The following is an 18666-nucleotide window of genomic DNA, read 5'->3' as shown; positions in this document are numbered from 1 at the left end:
TATTCTTTTTTCATGCCTATAACTGTGCTAGTATAGCACATATAGGTGTAAAACCCTAAGATTTTATTTCAGGCGGTAAGCTACAGGAGGAAAATCCAGTGATAAATCTAATAAAAAACATAAAATGGATATTTGTTTTGTATTCCTTGGCAGCAATCGTAGCGATGGTCTTAATCGGCTTGGCTATTGGCTTACGCAGTGTGTTAGGCATATTTGCAGCGATTCTAATGCTCGTTTTTGTCATGGGTATGGGCTTCAAAAAGAAAAAGGAAATGCGGGAAGCCGGATTACTATAATTATAAAAAAAGATGCGGGATTCCGCATCTTTTTTTACTTGAATTTTATATATTTTTCTAACAGCTCTTGGTGAATCGCTGGATTAGCCGCAATAAAAGTGTCTTGTTTTAAAAGGTTTGCTGGGTCACCTTTGAAGTTCGTTGTTATTGCGCCTACTTCTTGGGCAATGACCATACCACCAGCAATATCCCACGGTGATAACCTCATTGAAATATACGCGTCGAAACGTCCGCATGCGACATAAGCAAGCTCGAGTGCAGCTGAGCCAAAAGAGCGTGTACCACGTACATCGCGAATTAAATTGATAATAGCTTCATGATTTAAATAACGATTTGGGATTGCCCATGTCGCATTCATCGCCACAATGGATTCGGATATCTCCGTTTTCATAAGCGGTCTTAGCTTTTCATTGTTGTAATACGCTCCTCCATCTTTTACTCCATGATACAAATCATCATTTACAACATCGTAAATATAGCCAAGTTTGCCGACTCCATCTTCATATATTCCAAGAGAGATAGCAAAGTTGCGTTTTTGATGCACAAAATTCATGGTGCCATCAATTGGATCGAGCAACCAAATGATTCCCTTTGTATTTTGAATATCGTCACCAAAGCCCTCTTCTCCGAAAATTCGATTCCCTGGGAAATCTCTGCGAATCCGCTCAATAAAAAATTGTTCAATTTCTTTATCCATATTCGTTACCAAATCATTGGCATTAGATTTTGATTCAATCGTGATATCCGTTAAAAAGGAATTGCGAATTCGATGTCCTGCTTCTTTAATGAGTGATTTTATGTATCTATCCATAGCGTGTAAATCCATTTATAAACGCCTCCCTATTAGTATTAGTATAACGAAAAAGGCATCTGCTGTCTTACTCTAGCAGATGCCTTCAGTGTATAGATGGATTAGAGCGCATGGAGGGCCTCCAGTTCAACGTGTATTTCATGGAGCCGCTGCTTGCTTTTTGACATTTGATGTTCATCTTTTTGCTGCATTGCATCAAACAGTGAAGCAAGTTCATAGTCTAGTTCCAATTTTAGCACATGAATATATTCCTTCTCTACATCCGCTTTTCGGATTATCTGAACCATCTGTTTCATAATGAGCACCCCTTTCTTACCAAACTCCGAAAATTCTGACTATTTTTGTTACATCTTAATAATACCACTTTTTTCTTACAAAATCCATAAGTAGAAACGTATTTATATTCTTTTTTCCCAAACTTCGTTAAAATGAAACCTGATTACTTAAATAAAGGGAGGATTTTTTTTGAAGCCTTATTGGACTGAACAAGATTTTGATGTTTTCAACACTCCAGGATTAGAGGAACGGATGGCTGCATTAACTGAACTTATCCGCCCAAAATTTGCGGAACTTGGCACTGAATTTTCATCATTTTTTTCTGGAAAAACGGGAGATGAATTCTTCCCGCATGTTGCTAAACATATGCGCAGAACTGTAAATCCGCCAAATGATAGCTGGGTAGCTTTTGCTCCGTATAAAAGAGGATATAAAGCTGTTCCTCATTTCCAAATTGGTATGTGGGAAAGTCACGTATTCGTTATATTAGCTGTTATTTACGAAGCCCCAAATAAAACAGCCATGGCCGAAAATTTATTACATTCAGAAGTTCTTGAAAGTTTGTCTGGTGAATTCGTTGTTTCCGGAGATCATATGAAACCACAATCCAACGCTTTAAACGAGTTAGGTGACCAAGGTCTTGAAAAATTGCTTATCCGTTTGCGCGATGTGAAAAAAGGTGAATTTGTCATCGGACGCCATTTAACTCGAGAACAAGCTGCATTTTTTACTAAAGAACAATTTTATCAGTTTGCTGAAGAAACGTTCGAGGAGTTGCTCCCCGTTTACAATACGTTGCTTCAAGCTACAAAAGAACCTGTCAGCCGTTAAGGCTGCAGGTTCTTTTGTACTCTCACTTCTTGTTCAATTTGATTTTTTGGTCATCTGTTCCAGTTTTCATTTCTTTAATAACCGGAAAACTAGCATAGCCACTTTCTTCTTCAAATTCACGAAAATACGTCTTTTCTTCTGATATAGCAGGAACTACCTGCTTGAATTTACGATAACGCGTTAGTAAATCTTGTCTGTTGATGCCTTTTTCATAGGCCATTTCAATTGCTTCAAAAAAACTGACAACATCAATAATTTCTTCTGTTGACCATTCAATTGAAAATGGATAAGAATAATCCATTTTTCATCCCTCTTTTCATCTAGTGATTGACCATTTTTCACGGATTTCTCCAGCTTGTTTGACCATACCTTCAATCAATTCCTGAACTGTAGGCACATTCTTGATCAATCCAGTGACTTGTCCAGCCCAGCCAAAACCTTGGTCTTTATCTCCATTATAGATGAAACGTTTGTTGGCTTCACCACTAATATATTCTTTTAAGGCCTCGTAGGTCGGTGTTTGACTTTCAATCTCCAAAATTTTGTCCGTCCAGCTATTTTGTAAAGTACGCGCTGGAGCCCCTATGCTGCGCTTAATAATAACCGTATCATTCTCGGAGCTATCGATTAATTGTTGTTTATACGCACTAGATGCATGAACACATTCTTTTGTGGCGATAAAACGCGTTCCCATTTCAATGCCTTCTGCACCTAAGGCATGGGCTGCCATCCAACCTCGTCCATCACCAATCCCACCTGAGGCAATAACAGGTATCTTCACAGCATCTACTACTTGAGGAATCAGCACCATCGTACCAATATCATCACGCCCTAGATGCCCACCCCCTTCTTGCCCAACGACCATTACAGCATCCGCACCTAGACTTTCTGCTTTTTCAGCTTGTCTTCTGGCAGCAACGAGCACTAATTTTTTTATATCGGTTCCTTTTAACTGTTCAAATATTGGCGTTGGGTTCCCCCCCGTCATGGAAACGACTGGTACTTTTTCTTCGATTGCCACATTAAGCATATGAGAAAATGCACGGCCATGATCACCAATGGCAAAATTAACGCCAAAAGGCTTGTCTGTCAACTTTCTAACTTTTTGAATTTCAGCTCTTAATTCTTCTGGCGTAGAAAGACTCATCGCTGTAATTTGACCTAGACCGCCAGCATTTGAAACAGCTGCTGCTAATTCTGCATAAGCTAAATAAGCTAAGCCCCCCTGTATTATCGGGTAGCGGATTCCAAGTAGCTCAGTTACCTTTGTTTTGAACTCCATTAACTCACTCCTTTTCTCTCTATACCAAATGTATTCGCTTCCATATTGGAAAATCCTTTTATTTATACTATAGTAGGGTACATCATGCTATAATTCTTTTTGTTTTCATTTTATTTAGTGAGGTGGGCTTATCATTGTCTCAATTAGAAACTCCGTTATTTGATGCACTTTTAAAGCATCGAAATCGGCACCCGATCCAATTCCATATTCCTGGTCATAAAAAAGGACAAGGCGTCGATCCCGCATTCCGGGAATTTGTCGGCGATAATATTCTTTCCATTGATTTGATCAATATTGCACCTTTGGACGATTTACATTCTCCAAAAGGAGCTATTAAAGAAGCTCAAGAACTAGCTGCCAAAGCTTTTGGAGCAGATCATACATTCTTTTCTGTACAAGGTACAAGTGGCGCAATTATGACTATGATTTTAAGTGTTGTTGGACCAAATGATAAAATTTTGGTTCCAAGAAACGTTCATAAATCGATTATGTCTGCTATCGTTTTTGCCGGAGCTATTCCGATTTTTATTCATCCAGAAGTGGATACTGTGCTTGGAATTTCTCACGGTATTTCAGCAGAAGCTGTAGAAAAAGCATTGATTGAATATCCGGACGCTAAAGCCGTATTGGTTATCAATCCTACTTATTTCGGTGTAGCTGCTGATTTAAAACGAATTGTGGATATTGCCCACGAGCGCAATGTTCCAGTTTTAGTTGATGAAGCACACGGCGTTCACATTCATTTCCATAAATCACTACCGGTTTCTGCAATGGCGGCAGGTGCAGATATGGCGGCAACTTCTGTCCATAAACTAGGTGGTTCTATGACGCAAAGTTCCGTATTGAATGTACGCGAAGGTCTTGTATCACCAAAACGCGTACAATCTACATTATCAATGTTAACTACGACATCAACTTCTTATCCAATTTTAGCTTCTCTTGACACAGCACGTCGTCAATTAGCGGTTCACGGCTACGATTTGATTGACCGGACTATTCGATTAGCTCAAGATGCGCGCAAACGTATTAATAAAATCCCTCATTTGTATTGTGTTGGGAAAGAAGTATTAAATTCGTCAGCCACTTTTGATTTGGATCCGACAAAATTATTGATTAGCGTTAAAAATTTAGGCATCACCGGTCATCAAGCCGAGGAATGGCTAAGAGAAAACGCTAATATCGAAATCGAACTTTCCGATTTATACAATATTCTTTGTCTCGTTACACTTGGTGATAGCCGCAAAGAAGTGAATCTATTGATCAATGCTCTTCAACGTATGAGCGAAACATTAGATAGCGACGCTGCTATCGTGGAACCTGTAGTGATGATTCCAGATATCCCACGACTTGCCATGACACCACGAGACGCTTTCTATGCAACGACAGAAGTTATTTCGATTAATGACGCTGTTGGACGCATTTCTGCGGAATTTATCATGGTTTATCCACCAGGTATCCCTATTTTCATTCCAGGTGAAATTATTACGGAAGAAAACATCAACTATATTCACATGAACGTCGCTGCCGGGTTGCCAGTACAAGGACCAGAAGACGACACACTGCAAATGCTACGCGTAATAAAAGAACAACAAGCTATTAGGTAAATAGAAAAGCGTAAGCAGCCATGTAGATTCGACAGGCATAAGACGCACTGGCGAAGTGGCGTGTTTTCAGCCACACAGCCAGAGTGGCTTATGTCCCGAGAATCTGGCTGCTGGAGTCTAGACAACGAAAAGTGAAAGTGCCTGGTTAGCTCCGACTTCTACAACTTCATAAAACCTAAAAACGATCCACAGAAAAAAATTCTGTGGATCGTTTTTACATTTCTTCAATTTCTTCCGGATCAACAAAGCCATAACCCTTATCTTCTAACCCTTGAATAATCCCAGGCAACGCTTCGACTGTCCAATCACGATCGTGCATTAACAAGTTAGCTCCATTATTCAAATACTCGGTATTAACCATGATATCTGTTAATGTTTGAGCATCTTGATATTGTTTTTCCCAATCATAGCCGTATGTCCAGTTCATCAATACCATTTTTTCGTCTGCGACCAACTGCTTGCTAAAATCTGTATTAGAACCAAATGGAGCGCGGAAAAACTTAGGTTTTTCACCCGTGATTTCTTCTACCATTTCGCTGACTTTCAAAATTTCCTCTTGCTGTTGTTGCTCAGTTAATCCTTTTAAATCTTGATGACTATATGCGTGATTCCCAATCATAAAACCCATTTCATGAATTTTCTTTAGTTGTTGTTTTTTTTCATCTGTCTCTAAAAAATGACCATTTACAAAGAAAATAGCTGGAATGTCTTGGCTTTTCAACGTTTCAGCCATTTCCAATGAATGCTTGTCCGGTGCATCATCTATTGTCACGAGTACCACTTTTTCATCTGCATCCAAAATCGGCTGCACAGCCCAATTGGCTGGATTAACTTTGTATTGAGGTTCCTCGACCTGTTCTACGACTTCTTCGACTTCTTCGATTTCTTCTACTTCTTCTTTTTCTACATTTTCTTCTTGTTTTTCTGTTTCAGTATTTCCCTCCACGTTTTTTGTTTCTTTTTCTTCAGTCGTAGAGGTGTTTGTATCATCTCCACATGCTGTTAGTAAAAAAGACACCGCTGCGATAGCTATCCATTTTTTATGTATCATTTAAAAACACCCTTTCAATAAACAAATCTTACCATGAGAACCTACTTTATTCCAAAAAAAAGAAGCCGCAAAAGCGGCTTCTCTATTGTTTATTTAATGATATGAATTGGTGTTCCAAGAGCTACTTCCGCAGCTTCCATTGTAATTTCAGCAAGTGTTGGGTGAGCGTGAATTGTCATTGCGATATCTTCCACAGTCATGCCTGCTTCAATTGCAAGTCCGATCTCAGCGATCATATCTGATGCGCCAGCTCCAACAATTTGTCCACCTAATAGCAAGCCGTCAGATTTACGTGAAACAAGTTTCACAAATCCTTCAGAAGCGTTTAGTGAAAGTGCACGGCCGTTAGCTCCGAATGGGAACTTAGCAGCTGTTACTTCAAATCCTTCAGTTTTTGCTTGCTCTTCAGTTAAACCTACGCTTGCAAGTTCAGGATCTGTAAAGCAAACTGCAGGAATTGCTAAGTAATCAACCTCTGATTTTTCGCCAGCGATTGCTTCAGCAGCAATTTTGCCTTCATATGAAGCTTTATGAGCCAACTGCAAACCTGCTACAACATCACCGATTGCATAGATATTCGGGATATTTGTACGGCATTGCTTGTCGACTTCGATCAAGCCACGGTCAGACATTTTTAAGTTCAATTCTTCAAGACCCATTTCGTCTGTATTTGGACGACGGCCAACTGTTACAAGAACATAGTCAGCTTCAAGCGTTTTTTCTTCTCCGCCTGCTTCGTATGTTACTGTAACGCCAGAATCAGTTTCTTCTACACCTTTAGCAGATGCTTTTGTGATAACTTCAACGCCTTTTTTCTTCAATCCTTTTTTAACGATTGCTGTCATTTGTTTTTCAAATCCAGCAAGGATATCAGGTGCGCCTTCAAGGATTGTTACTTCAGAGCCAAGGTTAGCATACGCAGTTCCAAGCTCAGTACCGATATAGCCACCACCAATAACAACCAGCTTGCCTGGAATTTCTTTAAGAGCTAATGCTCCCGTAGAATTAATGACACGATCCGTGAATTTGAAAGTTGGGATTTCAACAGGACGAGATCCTGTAGCAATAATTACGTTTTTAAATTTATACGTTTGTGCTGAATCTTCATCCATAATACGAACTGTGTTTTCGTCTACGAAATAAGCTTCGCCGCGTAAAATTTCAACTTTGTTACCTTTAAGAAGAGACTCAACGCCGCCCGTTAACTTCTTAACAACGCCATCTTTGAATGCTTGCGCTTTTTCAAAGTTAATTGAAACTTCTTTAGCCACAATACCCATATCATCTGAGTGTTGAGCTTCTTCAAAACGGTGTCCAACAGAAATCATTGCTTTAGAAGGGATACAGCCAACGTTCAAACAAACGCCACCAATATATTCTTTTTCAACGATTGTTACTTTTTGACCAGTTTGTGCTGCACGAATAGCTGCAACATAACCGCCAGGGCCAGAGCCGATTACGAGTGTGTCTGTTTCGATTGGAAAATCTCCTACTACCATAAGTTTTACGCCTCCATTAATAGTAATTCAGGTTCACTTAATAAACGTTTAATGTGATTTAAAGCGTGCTGCGCTGTTGCGCCATCGATCATTCTGTGATCAAAGCTCAATGATAATGCTAACACAGGTGCTGCTACAATTTCACCATTTTTAATTACTGGTTTTTCTGCAATGCGGCCAATTCCAAGAATTGCCACTTCAGGGTGATTAATAACCGGTGTAAACCATTGTCCACCGGCAGAACCGATATTCGTGATTGAACAAGATGCACCCTTCATTTCAGCAGCTGATAATTTACCATCACGCGCTTTTGTAGCTAAGCCATTAATTTCATCAGAGATTGCGAATACTGATTTACGGTCTGCATTTTTAATAACAGGAACCATCAAGCCTTTTTCTGTATCTGCAGCAATACCGATATTGAAATAATGCTTTTGAATAACTTCGCTTGTTTCATCATCAAATGATGTGTTTAAAGCTGGGAATTCACGCAATGTGCTGACTAACGCTTTTACTACATATGGTAAATACGTTAACTTGATTTCTTTTTCTGCTGCAATGTCTTTGAACTTTTTGCGATGCGCTACTAGTTCCGTAACATCCACTTCGTCCATTAACGTTACATGAGGAGCTGTTTGTTTCGAATGAACCATTGCTTTCGCAATTGCTTTACGAATACCAGACATTTTCTCACGCGTTTCAGGGAACTCACCTTCAGGAGTTGCTGCCGCTTTCGGAGCCGCTGCTTTTTCAGTGCTTTCTTCTGTTGTTTCTTGTGACGCTTCAGAAGTTTCAGTTGCTGGTGCTTTTTGATCACCGTTCATGAAGGCTTCTACGTCTTCTTTTAAAATGCGACCGTTATTGCCTGATCCAGTCACTTCTTTAATATCAACATCGTTGTCGCGCGCAAACTTGCGAACAGACGGCATTGAAATCACGCGTGCACTCGGATCAGATTCTTTTGTTTCTTGAGACTGTGACTGTTCTCCCGCACCTGTCTCTTCTTTCACTGCTTCTTCTTTGGCAGGAGCTTTATCAACATCTTCACCTGATTCAGCTGTACCTGATTGCACTTGCTCTTCAGTTTCTTCTTTTACTTCAGGTTCAGCTTCTTTCTTATCGCTATGCCCACCTTTAAAGCTCATTTCTTCTGCGTCTGGCGCATCGATGCGAACTAACACATCGCCTACTACCGCAACAGTTCCTTCTTCTACCAATACTTCTTCAACTGTTCCTGAAACTGGTGAAGGAATCTCGACTACCGCTTTGTCATTTTGTACTTCGACAAGGATATCGTCTTCTTCAATTGTGTCTCCTGCTTTTACGAACCATTTTACGATTTCACCTTCATGGATACCTTCTCCGATATCCGGCAAACGAAATTCAAAAGCCATGTATATCACCCTTTCGGTTCTGTCTAATTAAAAAGTAAGTACTTTCTTCGCTGTTTCTAGTATATCCTTCGCATTTGGTAACCAAACTTCTTCTGCTTGTGAGAATGGGAAGATTGAGTCTGGCGCAGTAACGCGAAGTACAGGTGCTTCTAGGCTAAGAATTGCACGATCTGTGATTTCTGCTACAACACTCGCTGCAATTCCAGCTTGTTTTTGAGCTTCTTGAACGACCATTGCACGTCCAGTTTTTTCAACTGAAGCAATAATTGTTTCAATATCAAGCGGTTGGATTGTACGAAGATCGACCACTTCAACTGAATAGTTTTCTTTTTCAAGCTGCTCCGCTGCTTTGATACTTTCTTGTACCATTGCACCATAAGCAATAATTGTTAAGTCTTTACCTTCACGTTTCACATCAGCTTTACCTAAAGGAATTGTATATTCTTCTTCAGGAACTTCTTGACGGAATGAACGGTATAGTTTCATGTGCTCTAAGAAAATAACTGGATCGTTATCGCGAATTGATGAAATCAACAAGCCCTTAGCATCGTATGGTGTAGAAGGAATAACTACTTTTAAACCTGGCTGAGCTGCCATTAATCCTTCTAAAGAATCCGCGTGCATTTCAGGTGTATGAACCCCGCCACCAAATGGCGAACGGATTGTTACAGGAGAAGTTAAACTTCCACCACTACGGAAACGCATACGCGCCATTTGTCCGCTAATAGAATCCATTACTTCAAAAACAAATCCAAAAAACTGAATTTCTGGAACTGGACGATATCCTTGCAAAGCCAAACCGATAGCCAAACCGCCAATACCTGATTCAGCTAAAGGTGTATCAAAAACACGGTCTTCGCCGAATTCTTTTTGTAGACCTTCAGTTGCGCGGAATACACCGCCGTTATTTCCTACATCTTCACCGAAAACAAGAACGTTTTCATCGTTCTTCATCTCTGTTTTCAGAGCGTCGGTAATTGCTTGGATCATTGTTAATTGTGCCATGGCTTACTTCGACTCCTTTGCTTTATAAATATCCAACTGTTCCTGAACATTAAACGGCACTTCTTCGTACATAAGCTCTAATAGATCTGATACTTTTTGTTTCGGAGCGCCGTCAGCTTTTTTAATTGCTGCTTTGATTTCTTCTTTAGCTTTATCGATTACTTCATTTTCTTTTGCTTCATCCCAAATGCCTTTTGCTTCTAGGTATTTACGGAAACGAACAAGCGGATCTTTCTTTTCCCATTCGCTGTCGATATCTGAAGTACGGTAGCGAGTTGGATCATCACCAGCCATTGTATGTGGTCCGTAACGGTAGCAAAGTGTTTCGATTAATGTTGGACCATCGCCTTTAACTGCGCGTTCACGTGCTTCGCGCGTTACAGCGTATACTGCTAATGGATCCATTCCATCTACAAGTACGCCTGGAATTCCAGCTGCCACTGCTTTTTGAGCAATTGTCTTCGCTGAAGTTTGAAGTTCACGAGGCGTTGAAATCGCGTACTGGTTATTTTGCACAATGAAAATAGCCGGTGCACGGAATGCGCCTGCAAAGTTAAGTCCTTCATAGAAATCGCCTTGTGATGAACCACCATCACCTGTATAAGTAACTGCAACAGCTTCTTTTTTACGTTTTTGCATACCAAGCGCAACACCCGCTGCTTGAACAATCTGAGCTCCAATAATGATTTGCGGCGGCAAAATATTCAATCCTTCAGGCATTTGGTTCCCCATGAAATGTCCACGTGAGAATAAGAATGCTTGGTGAAGTGGCCATCCGTGCCAAATCAATTGTGGAACGTCACGGTAACCTGGCAAAATGAAATCTTCTTTTGACAATGCAAAATGAGATGCCAATTGAGAAGCTTCTTGCCCCGCTGTAGGAGCATAGAAACCAAGACGTCCTTGACGGTTTAATGAAATTGAACGTTGATCGAGAATACGTGTGTAAACCATGCGATTCATCAATTCTGTAAGTTCTTCATCTGAAAGTTTCGGATCTGCCTCTTTGTTAACGATTTCGCCTTCTTCGTTCAAAATTTGAACCATTTCAAACTTTTCTTCGATTGCATTAAGCGTTTCTACTGCATCGAACTGCTGTGATTTTTTCGCAGCCATAAAAGCAACTCTCCTTTTTTATCTGTATTAAAATAATTTCATACAATTTATGATACAATTTCGCATTCCTTCTTAGTATACGTTACGATAATAACTCGGTCAATCATAGAGGACCTGACATTTTCGTACAATATTAACACAAAGAAAATTCTGTCTTTAGCAACTGTATCAGTCTAATTTAACCTCTGTATTATAATACAGTTGTATACTTACGCATCTTTTATAGCACAGAAAAAGCAGCCGTCAAGGCTGCTTTTCACTAGCTTTCAGTTAATTTTTTTAATGTGTTATCTTTTAATTCATTAACCTGTTGCGTTAACTCATTAAAGTCTGTAACAGCTTGTTGCACCAAGTTATTTTGTTCATTCACTTCTGTAGCTTTTTCTTGAAGCATCTGCAATTTACTATCTTCGTCTTTTAACATTTCATATAATTCTTTCTGAAGTCCTATCAGCTTTTCATAAGCTGTCACAAAATCAGCATGAGCTGTAAAGCGTTCTTGCATTTTTGCTTTCAATGTTTGTACATCTGACTTCACTGATTCTTCTTCGGCATCTTCAATCACTTGATCAATTTCCGCTAATTTTTTTTCAGCCGCCTGCATTGATTCTTTTTCAGTCTTTAAAAACGCTAGACGTTCATCTGCCGAATCAAGCGCTTCTTGAGCTTGTTCTGCTACTTTCTCATGTTGCTCTTGAGTTAAAGACATAATGTCTGCAAACAACTTCTGTTCTGCTTTTTCTCGTTTTTCCAAATCGTCCTGCACTTCGCGATATTCTTCTTCCGCTTCGAAAGTGTCATTAAGCACTTGATCTAAATCTCCGCGAATTCCTGAATCGGTGCACGCCCCTAATAAGAGCAGTACAGAAAAGCTAAGCGCCATACGTGTTTTTTTCATCTAATTCACCCCTTATTTCCCATGAATTAACTATAGTCTGTGACCATATAAAAGACAACACTATCTATCGGCTTTTTCCTTTTTCAAAACAGCTGATTTACGTTATACTAGTATATAGAGCAAGCCATTTGAAAGGATGAAACCACTTGATACGAATGAAAGACATTATACGTGAAGGTCATCCGACACTCAGAGAACGTGCAGAAGAAGTGGAATTTCCACTTTCTGATGAAGACCGTAAACTGGGTGAAGACCTTTTAGAATATGTAGTAAATAGTCAGGATGATGAATTGGCTGAAAAGTACGATTTACGTCCAGGTGTTGGAATTGCAGCTCCTCAAGTAAATCAGGCAAAGCGCATTTTTGCTTTGCATTTTGATGACAGTACGGGTGAAAACCTTAGTCTTGTTGTGTTCAACCCTAAGATTGTTAGCCATTCTGTTGAAAAAACTTATTTAGCAGCTGGTGAAGGTTGTCTGTCTGTGGACCGTGCAGTTTCTGGGTATGTGCCAAGATATGCCCGTATCACCATTAAAGCCCTTAATTTTGAAGGCGAAGAAATTAAAATGCGTTTAAAAGGTCTTCCTGCCATCGCATTTCAACATGAATTAGATCACTTGAATGGCGTAATGTTCTTTGATCACATTGATTCTAAAAACCCATTCGCTGAAATTGAGAACGCAATTCCAATCGAAAGAGACTCAGCTGAATAAGCTGAGTCTCTTTTTTTCTTATATTAACTTCAAGTGTTTGAATGCTTTCGCTAACCCGTCATTATCTACGTGATCTGTTACATATGATGCACGTTTTTTTGTTTCTTCGTGTCCATTTTCCATTGCGACGCTAAATCCGGCCACGTCCATCATTAAAAGATCATTCAAGCCATCACCAAATGCAATCGTGTCTTCAATGGCATGGCCAGTTGCTTTGATCAAGTGCTTAATCCCACTTGCCTTTGACCCACCTTTAGGTGTGATGTCACAAGATACTCGGTGCCAACGTACAAAGTCGACTTCTTTGAACGTGTCGTGGTATTGCTGTTCTTCATCTTTTTCACAAAAAACGAGGGCTTGATAAATTTCATTATCAAGATGAAAATCTTTCTCCATTTCAGGATGGGGTATTTTTAATGTCTTAATGCTTTCATCAATATCAGGATGGTAATCAATAGAAGAAATCATTTTTTCTTCATTCATGAAAACAATAGGATGATTTTGTTGTTCAGCGTAAGCATATATTTCTTTTAGCATTTCTGTATCGATCGCTTCTTTATGAACCGTTTTACCTTTGTGCGAAATATATTGACCATTAAACGTAATGTATGTATCAATCTCGAGTTCCTCCAAAATTTTGTTAATCATGAACGGTCCTCTACCTGTGGCTATTGCCAAATCATGCCCATTTAAACGGGCTTGTTGTAATGCTTTTTTTGCAGAATCCGGAAGTTTCTTATGTGAGTCTAATAGCGTTCCATCAATATCTAGCAATAATAATTTAGGCATTATTAAGTCTCCATTCTCATATATTTAGTAGTAACTTTATAGCTCTTGATTATTTGCAATTATCAGAAAAAGAGTTATAATTGCTTTGAGGAGTGATTAGCCATGCTGAAACGTTTGAAGAGAAAACTTCTCAGACAACTCAATGGCATCATGAATAAAAAGAAAATAGCATAAACGTTTTAGCCCTTCTTTATAAATAAGGAGGGCTATTCTTTATTTTAGTCTAATGTCATGATAATATAAAGGAAGTGCATTTATTTGAGCGTGGAAAAAGGAGAGCAAACTATGATTTTTAAAGTATACTACCAAGAAAACCGATTCGAAGTACCTGTTCGAGAGAACACACAAAGCCTTTATGTGGAAGCAGCATCCGAGCGCGAAGTCCGACACCACCTAAAAGATCGCAATTACAATATTGAACTTGTTCAATTACTTGAAGGAAACCATCTAGAGTATGAACAGTCGAGCCAAAATTATGAAGTTGAGAGCATCGAATAACAATGAAATTTGTTAAAAATGATCAAACAGCTGTATTTGCACTCGGCGGACTGGGTGAAATCGGCAAAAATACGTATGGTGTTCAATTTCAGGATGAAATTATCCTTATTGATGCCGGCATTAAATTTCCGGAAGACGATTTGCTCGGAATCGATTACGTTATTCCGGATTACACATACTTAGTAAAAAACGTCGATAAGATCAAAGGCCTTTTTATTACACATGGTCATGAAGATCACATCGGCGGTATTCCATACTTACTTAAAAAAATTAACATTCCCGTCTATGGCGGAAAATTAGCGCTAGGTTTATTGCGTAAAAAATTAGAAGAGCATGGCTTATTGCGTCAAACGAAAATGACTGAAATCGGCGAAGACGATATCATCAAATTCCGCAAAACTGCCGTTAGTTTTTTCAGTACAACTCATAGTATCCCTGATGCTTTCGGTGTTGTTGTCAAAACACCCCCCGGCAACATTGTTCATACAGGCGATTTTAAATTTGATTTCACACCAGTTGGAGAGCCTGCCAATTTATTGAAAATGGCTCAAATCGGCAGTGAAGGTGTTTTATGTCTTTTATCTGACAGCACAAATGCAGAAGTCCCTGATTTTACAATGTCAGAACGTAAAGTCGGCGAGTCCATTAAAGAAATTATGAGAAAAGTCGATGGTCGCTTAATCTTTGCTACTTTCGCTTCAAATATTTACCGTCTTCAACAAGTAACTGACGAAGCAGTTGCACAAGGTCGTAAAATTGCCGTTTTCGGTCGTAGTATGGATAATGCCATGACAATTGGTCGCGAGTTAGGCTATATTAACGCTCCGGAAGATGCATTTGTGGATACGCAAACTTTGAACCGTTTACCTGCAAATGAAGTATTAATTCTTTGTACAGGTTCTCAAGGTGAGCCAATGGCAGCTCTTTCACGAATTGCTAGCGGTACACACCGTCAAATTCAAATTCAGCCAAATGATACGGTTGTCTTTTCGTCTTCTCCAATTCCGGGTAACACGAGCAGCGTTAACCGTACAATCAATTTATTATTCCGCGCTGGAGCAGATGTTATTCACGGATCGCTTAACAACATCCATACATCTGGGCACGGGTCAGAACCTGAAAATAAATTGATGTTGCGTTTGATCAAACCTAAATACTTTATGCCAATCCACGGTGAATTCCGCATGTTAAAAACGCATGCAGGATTAGCTGTAGAATGTGATGTTCCTATGGAAAACACATTTATCATGGAAAATGGTGAAGTTCTTGCTTTAGGTCAAGATGAAGCTTCTATTGCAGGTCGCATTCCTTCTGGCGATGTTTACATCGACGGTAGCGGAATCGGCGATATTGGTAATATCGTTCTACGTGATCGCCGCGTTCTTTCTGAAGAAGGCTTAGTCATTGTGGTTGTAAGTGTTGATATGGAAAAGAACAAAATGGTTTCAGGCCCTGACATCATTTCACGCGGATTTGTTTATATGCGTGAGTCAGGTACGATGATTTATGAAGCACAGCAAATGCTGAATCGCCATTTAAACAAAAAAATCCATAGCAAAAATACCGATTGGGCAGAATTGAAAAATGATATCTCAGACGTGCTTGGACCGTATTTATACGAGAAGACAAAACGTCGTCCGATGATATTGCCAGTCATCATGGAAGTTTAATTAAAGACATTTAAAAGGTGTATGGGAGCAAATTCCCATACACCTTTTCTTATAAAAAACCTGTAGTGGAAGAATATCCACTACAGGTTTTTTACTAGTTCATCATCTTCTTCTCGAAACGATTGATATCTGCATCTGAACCAATAATGATTAAAATGTCTTCTTGTTCAATTTCCATATCAGCTTGCGGGGAAACAATAATATCATCTCCCCTTTTGATGGCCACAATGTTAATCCCGTAGCGCGCTCGAATATCGAGGCCTATCAAAGTATACCCAGCTAATTTCTGATTTGCTTTAATCTCCATAATCGAGTGCTCATCTGATAGCTCTAAATAATCCAGTACGTTATTCGACAGAATGTTATGGGCGATTCGTATACCCATATCACGTTCAGGGTGAACAACTTTATCTGCGCCAATTTTACTCAACACTTTAGCGTGGTAGTCATTTTGCGCTTTTACTGTAATTTTTTTTACACCTATTTCTTTTAACATCAAAGTTGTTAAAATACTTGCTTGAATATTTTCACCAATCGCCACAATAACATGTTCAAAGTTACGAATTCCTAACGACTTTAATACTGACTCGTCAGTTGTATCTGCCACTACAGCTTGAGTCGCAATAGAAGAAAATTCATCCACTCGTTCAGAATCTTTATCAATTGCCATAACATCAGCATCTTGTTCAATCAATTCACGTACAATACTACCGCCAAACCGGCCAAGTCCAATGACTACAAATTCCTTTTTCATATCCATCCTCCAAATGTTCTAGTCGCTTTATTTTACCATATATCATCCATACTAAATCTTCGCTAGTCATTTTTTTGAAATCTTATCCAAAATGAGTTGCTCTAAAGTTATAAAACTAACAAAAAACCCCGCTTATCGGCGGGGATCTAATGGGCGTTTCGGACGATTTTCACAATATTCGCAGCTAATATCCGTGCAAGGTTCTTCTCGCCATTCGTTGCAACTTGCGCAATAACTTGCGTCAAACTCATCATCAAATATTAATGCGTCTAAGCAAGTATGACAATACGTATGAACATCCATCCAGTTGATGAATCGTTTGTTAGCCACAAGGTATAACCCTTGTTGATCTTGCTTGTAATTCATAATCGAGGGTTTTTGAATAACTCGGTTTTTAGGGTCAAGAAAGAAATTCATTTTTCCGTTCACATTTATCACTCCTAGAGTTTTGGTCAAGCTGTTTCAATCATTTATATGCATTCACTATGTGAGTTGAGCTGCAGAAATCGTTCTTAATTTGCATGTTATCAGCATCCTTTAAAAGATACAGATACATCTTAATTGTAAGAGCTATTTTGCTAAATGCCAAAAGTAAAATCATGCTAATAAAATCTACTAGTTAACTTATAGCTATCTTATCACTTTTTTCGTTTCATTGTAATTTCACACTTTCTCTATGATAGTAAAAACTTCCGGTAAATTGCAATAGATAACAATCCCTTATTGCAAATAATTTTCAAACTGATATTGATCACGCCGTCCATTGAATGAATATAAGCTGTTAATAACCTAAAACAAAACTCGAACTAACTTGTTTGAGATTTCTTACGAGTCAGATTCAAAGAAATTTCTGAGGAATATGAAAAATTGATAGCCAAAGCATTTATCTGTTTTTTTTTTAGAAATTAAGGTATAGTATGTAGATTCTAAAGGCTAAAATTTAGCAAGGCGAAATAATAATGAAAGAAGGTCTTTTTATGGCCGTAAGATCAAATAAATTTGCACTTTATGTCCTCATGTTTAATATGTTCATTGCGATGAGCGGTATTGGGTTAATCATCCCAATTATGCCTGCCTACTTGGATACATTCGGAGTAGCTGGTCAGGCTCTCGGTACATTGATTGCCACTTTTGCCTTAGCCCAATTCTTATTCTCTCCTATTTCTGGACAGCTTTCAGACAAATATGGACGAAAAAAATTGATCATCTTCGGATTGATCGTCTTCGGATTATCACAGTTGGCTTTCGGCATGGCCACTCATTTATGGATGCTTTACCTTGCCCGCTTTTTTAGTGGTCTAGGAGCAGCTTTCTTGATCCCTCCGATGATGGCCTTTGTTGCCGACATCACCACATTTGAAGAACGCGGTAAAGGCATGGGTCTTCTTGGGGCTTCGATGTCTCTTGGCTTTATGATTGGTCCTGGTATCGGTGGATTTTTAGCGGAAGTTAGTATTCAGTTTCCGTTTTATATCGCTACCGCCGTTGCCCTGATTGCAGCATTTGTTTCTTTTGCAGTGTTGCCAAACGTTGCACCTACCATCCAATCCATTGATACAAAATCGGAAAATCTACTGCAACAAATGAAGCGATCCACCTATACGCCATACTTTGTTATGTTATTGGTGATGTTCATTTTCGCTTTTGGTTTATCTAACTTTCAATCGACCATTGCTTTATACGCAGATAAGAAATTTGGCTTTACCCCTAAAGAAATTGCCGTTCTGATCACAGTCGGTGGATTTGTCGGAGTGGTTGTTCAAACCTTTGTCATCGATAAACTCTTTAAACGTTTTGGTGAGATGAAAATTATTCTTGTTAATCTTTTAATCTCTGCAGGTGGGATGATTGGTATTCTTTTTGTTAGCTCTTTCTGGGCAATCCTGCTAGTATCAGCAGTATTTTTCACTGCAGCCTCCTTGTTGCGTCCAGCTATCAATACATTGATTTCCAAATTAGCTGGAGATGAACAAGGCTTTGCAGCTGGGATGAATAATGCTTATATGAGTCTTGGGAACATGATAGGGCCAGCACTTGCAGGTATTCTTTTTGATATCGATATGAGTTATCCCTATATATTAGGAACTGCGATTTTGATCACTTGTTTCTTTATCGCCAACGCGTGGTCAATGAGAAAACAACAGCTTTTGGCAACAAGCCGAAGTTAAGAATCAGACAA

General features: G+C 39.1%; 20 protein-coding genes. 7 read left to right on the top strand and 13 right to left on the bottom strand.

All coding sequences use genetic code 11. From position 1 onward, the window contains the following. The first annotated feature begins 98 nt into the window (after positions 1-98). Positions 99-296: a YlaF family protein gene (locus tag MLE13_RS01080; RefSeq protein ID WP_418312499.1), complete on the top strand. Its 198-nt coding sequence runs from the start codon at positions 99-101 to the stop codon at positions 294-296. Between the two features lie 34 nt (positions 297-330). On the opposite strand, the gene MLE13_RS01075 is transcribed toward MLE13_RS01080, so the two are convergent. After that, positions 331-1122 (bottom strand): inositol monophosphatase family protein, encoded by a 792-nt coding sequence (locus tag MLE13_RS01075; protein WP_240747639.1) that lies wholly within the window; start codon positions 1120-1122, stop codon positions 331-333. An 86-nt stretch (positions 1123-1208) separates the two neighbouring features. Next, entirely contained in the window at positions 1209-1403 is a 195-nt protein-coding gene (locus MLE13_RS01070; RefSeq protein ID WP_040850911.1) for a hypothetical protein, read from the bottom strand. Between the two features lie 169 nt (positions 1404-1572). Here MLE13_RS01070 and MLE13_RS01065 point away from each other — a divergent pair, with 169 nt between their 5' ends. Further along, positions 1573-2214 (top strand): YktB family protein, encoded by a 642-nt coding sequence (locus MLE13_RS01065; RefSeq protein ID WP_240747638.1) that lies wholly within the window; start codon positions 1573-1575, stop codon positions 2212-2214. Positions 2215-2236: 22 nt separating this feature from the next. Here MLE13_RS01065 and MLE13_RS01060 read toward each other — a convergent pair whose 3' ends face one another. After that, positions 2237-2515: a UPF0223 family protein gene (locus tag MLE13_RS01060; protein WP_240747637.1), complete on the bottom strand. Its 279-nt coding sequence runs from the start codon at positions 2513-2515 to the stop codon at positions 2237-2239. A 15-nt stretch (positions 2516-2530) separates the two neighbouring features. Then, positions 2531-3496, bottom strand: a complete 966-nt coding sequence (locus tag MLE13_RS01055) for an NAD(P)H-dependent flavin oxidoreductase (protein WP_240747636.1) — start codon at positions 3494-3496, stop codon at positions 2531-2533. Between the two features lie 134 nt (positions 3497-3630). On the opposite strand from MLE13_RS01055, the gene MLE13_RS01050 reads away from it, so the two are divergent. Then, a complete protein-coding gene (locus MLE13_RS01050) occupies positions 3631-5100 on the top strand; it encodes an aminotransferase class I/II-fold pyridoxal phosphate-dependent enzyme (protein ID WP_240747635.1) in 1470 nt (489 codons plus the stop codon). 214 nt (positions 5101-5314) lie between these two features. Here MLE13_RS01050 and MLE13_RS01045 read toward each other — a convergent pair whose 3' ends face one another. The 6 genes from MLE13_RS01045 to MLE13_RS01020 form a co-directional block, all read right to left on the bottom strand. Further along, positions 5315-6151, bottom strand: coding sequence for a polysaccharide deacetylase family protein (locus MLE13_RS01045; RefSeq protein ID WP_240747634.1), 837 nt, complete (start codon positions 6149-6151; stop codon positions 5315-5317). An 89-nt stretch (positions 6152-6240) separates the two neighbouring features. Next, positions 6241-7650: a dihydrolipoyl dehydrogenase gene (gene lpdA / locus MLE13_RS01040; protein WP_240747633.1), complete on the bottom strand. Its 1410-nt coding sequence runs from the start codon at positions 7648-7650 to the stop codon at positions 6241-6243. A gap of 5 nt (positions 7651-7655) precedes the next feature. Further along, entirely contained in the window at positions 7656-9044 is a 1389-nt protein-coding gene (locus MLE13_RS01035) for a dihydrolipoamide acetyltransferase family protein (protein ID WP_240747632.1), read from the bottom strand. 27 nt (positions 9045-9071) lie between these two features. Further along, complete coding sequence (locus MLE13_RS01030) at positions 9072-10049, bottom strand: alpha-ketoacid dehydrogenase subunit beta (RefSeq protein WP_240747631.1); 978 nt, start codon at positions 10047-10049, stop codon at positions 9072-9074. 3 nt (positions 10050-10052) lie between these two features. After that, positions 10053-11165: a pyruvate dehydrogenase (acetyl-transferring) E1 component subunit alpha gene (gene pdhA, locus MLE13_RS01025; protein WP_008498064.1), complete on the bottom strand. Its 1113-nt coding sequence runs from the start codon at positions 11163-11165 to the stop codon at positions 10053-10055. 259 nt (positions 11166-11424) lie between these two features. Beyond that, the gene (locus MLE13_RS01020) at positions 11425-12063 is read right to left on the bottom strand and encodes a YkyA family protein (protein WP_240747630.1); all 639 of its coding nucleotides are present in this window, start codon (positions 12061-12063) and stop codon (positions 11425-11427) included. 146 nt (positions 12064-12209) lie between these two features. Between MLE13_RS01020 and def the strand changes: the two genes are divergently transcribed. After that, positions 12210-12776, top strand: a complete 567-nt coding sequence (gene def / locus MLE13_RS01015) for a peptide deformylase (RefSeq protein WP_240747629.1) — start codon at positions 12210-12212, stop codon at positions 12774-12776. Between the two features lie 18 nt (positions 12777-12794). Here the strand turns inward: def and MLE13_RS01010 are convergent, their stop codons facing one another. Further along, the gene (locus tag MLE13_RS01010; protein ID WP_240747628.1) at positions 12795-13565 is read right to left on the bottom strand and encodes a Cof-type HAD-IIB family hydrolase; all 771 of its coding nucleotides are present in this window, start codon (positions 13563-13565) and stop codon (positions 12795-12797) included. Positions 13566-13850: 285 nt separating this feature from the next. On the opposite strand from MLE13_RS01010, the gene MLE13_RS01005 reads away from it, so the two are divergent. Both MLE13_RS01005 and rnjA read left to right on the top strand, forming a co-directional pair. After that, entirely contained in the window at positions 13851-14063 is a 213-nt protein-coding gene (locus MLE13_RS01005) for a DNA-dependent RNA polymerase subunit epsilon (protein WP_008429852.1), read from the top strand. A gap of 2 nt (positions 14064-14065) precedes the next feature. Continuing rightward, positions 14066-15733: a ribonuclease J1 gene (rnjA, locus tag MLE13_RS01000; RefSeq protein WP_065528125.1), complete on the top strand. Its 1668-nt coding sequence runs from the start codon at positions 14066-14068 to the stop codon at positions 15731-15733. A gap of 94 nt (positions 15734-15827) precedes the next feature. Here rnjA and MLE13_RS00995 read toward each other — a convergent pair whose 3' ends face one another. Together MLE13_RS00995 and MLE13_RS00990 are read right to left on the bottom strand one after the other, a co-directional pair. Beyond that, the gene (locus MLE13_RS00995; protein ID WP_008429848.1) at positions 15828-16487 is read right to left on the bottom strand and encodes a potassium channel family protein; all 660 of its coding nucleotides are present in this window, start codon (positions 16485-16487) and stop codon (positions 15828-15830) included. Positions 16488-16619: 132 nt separating this feature from the next. Then, on the bottom strand, positions 16620-16916 hold the full coding sequence (locus tag MLE13_RS00990; protein WP_240747627.1) for a hypothetical protein: 297 nt from the start codon (positions 16914-16916) through the stop codon (positions 16620-16622). Positions 16917-17464: 548 nt separating this feature from the next. On the opposite strand from MLE13_RS00990, the gene MLE13_RS00985 reads away from it, so the two are divergent. Continuing rightward, entirely contained in the window at positions 17465-18655 is a 1191-nt protein-coding gene (locus MLE13_RS00985) for an MFS transporter (RefSeq protein WP_240747626.1), read from the top strand. Positions 18656-18666 lie beyond the last annotated feature (11 nt).

Source organism: Planococcus halocryophilus (genome assembly GCF_022489025.1).
Taxonomy (GTDB): Bacteria; Bacillota; Bacilli; order Bacillales_A; family Planococcaceae; genus Planococcus; species Planococcus halocryophilus_A.
This window is presented reverse-complemented; position numbering and strand designations above follow the sequence as displayed.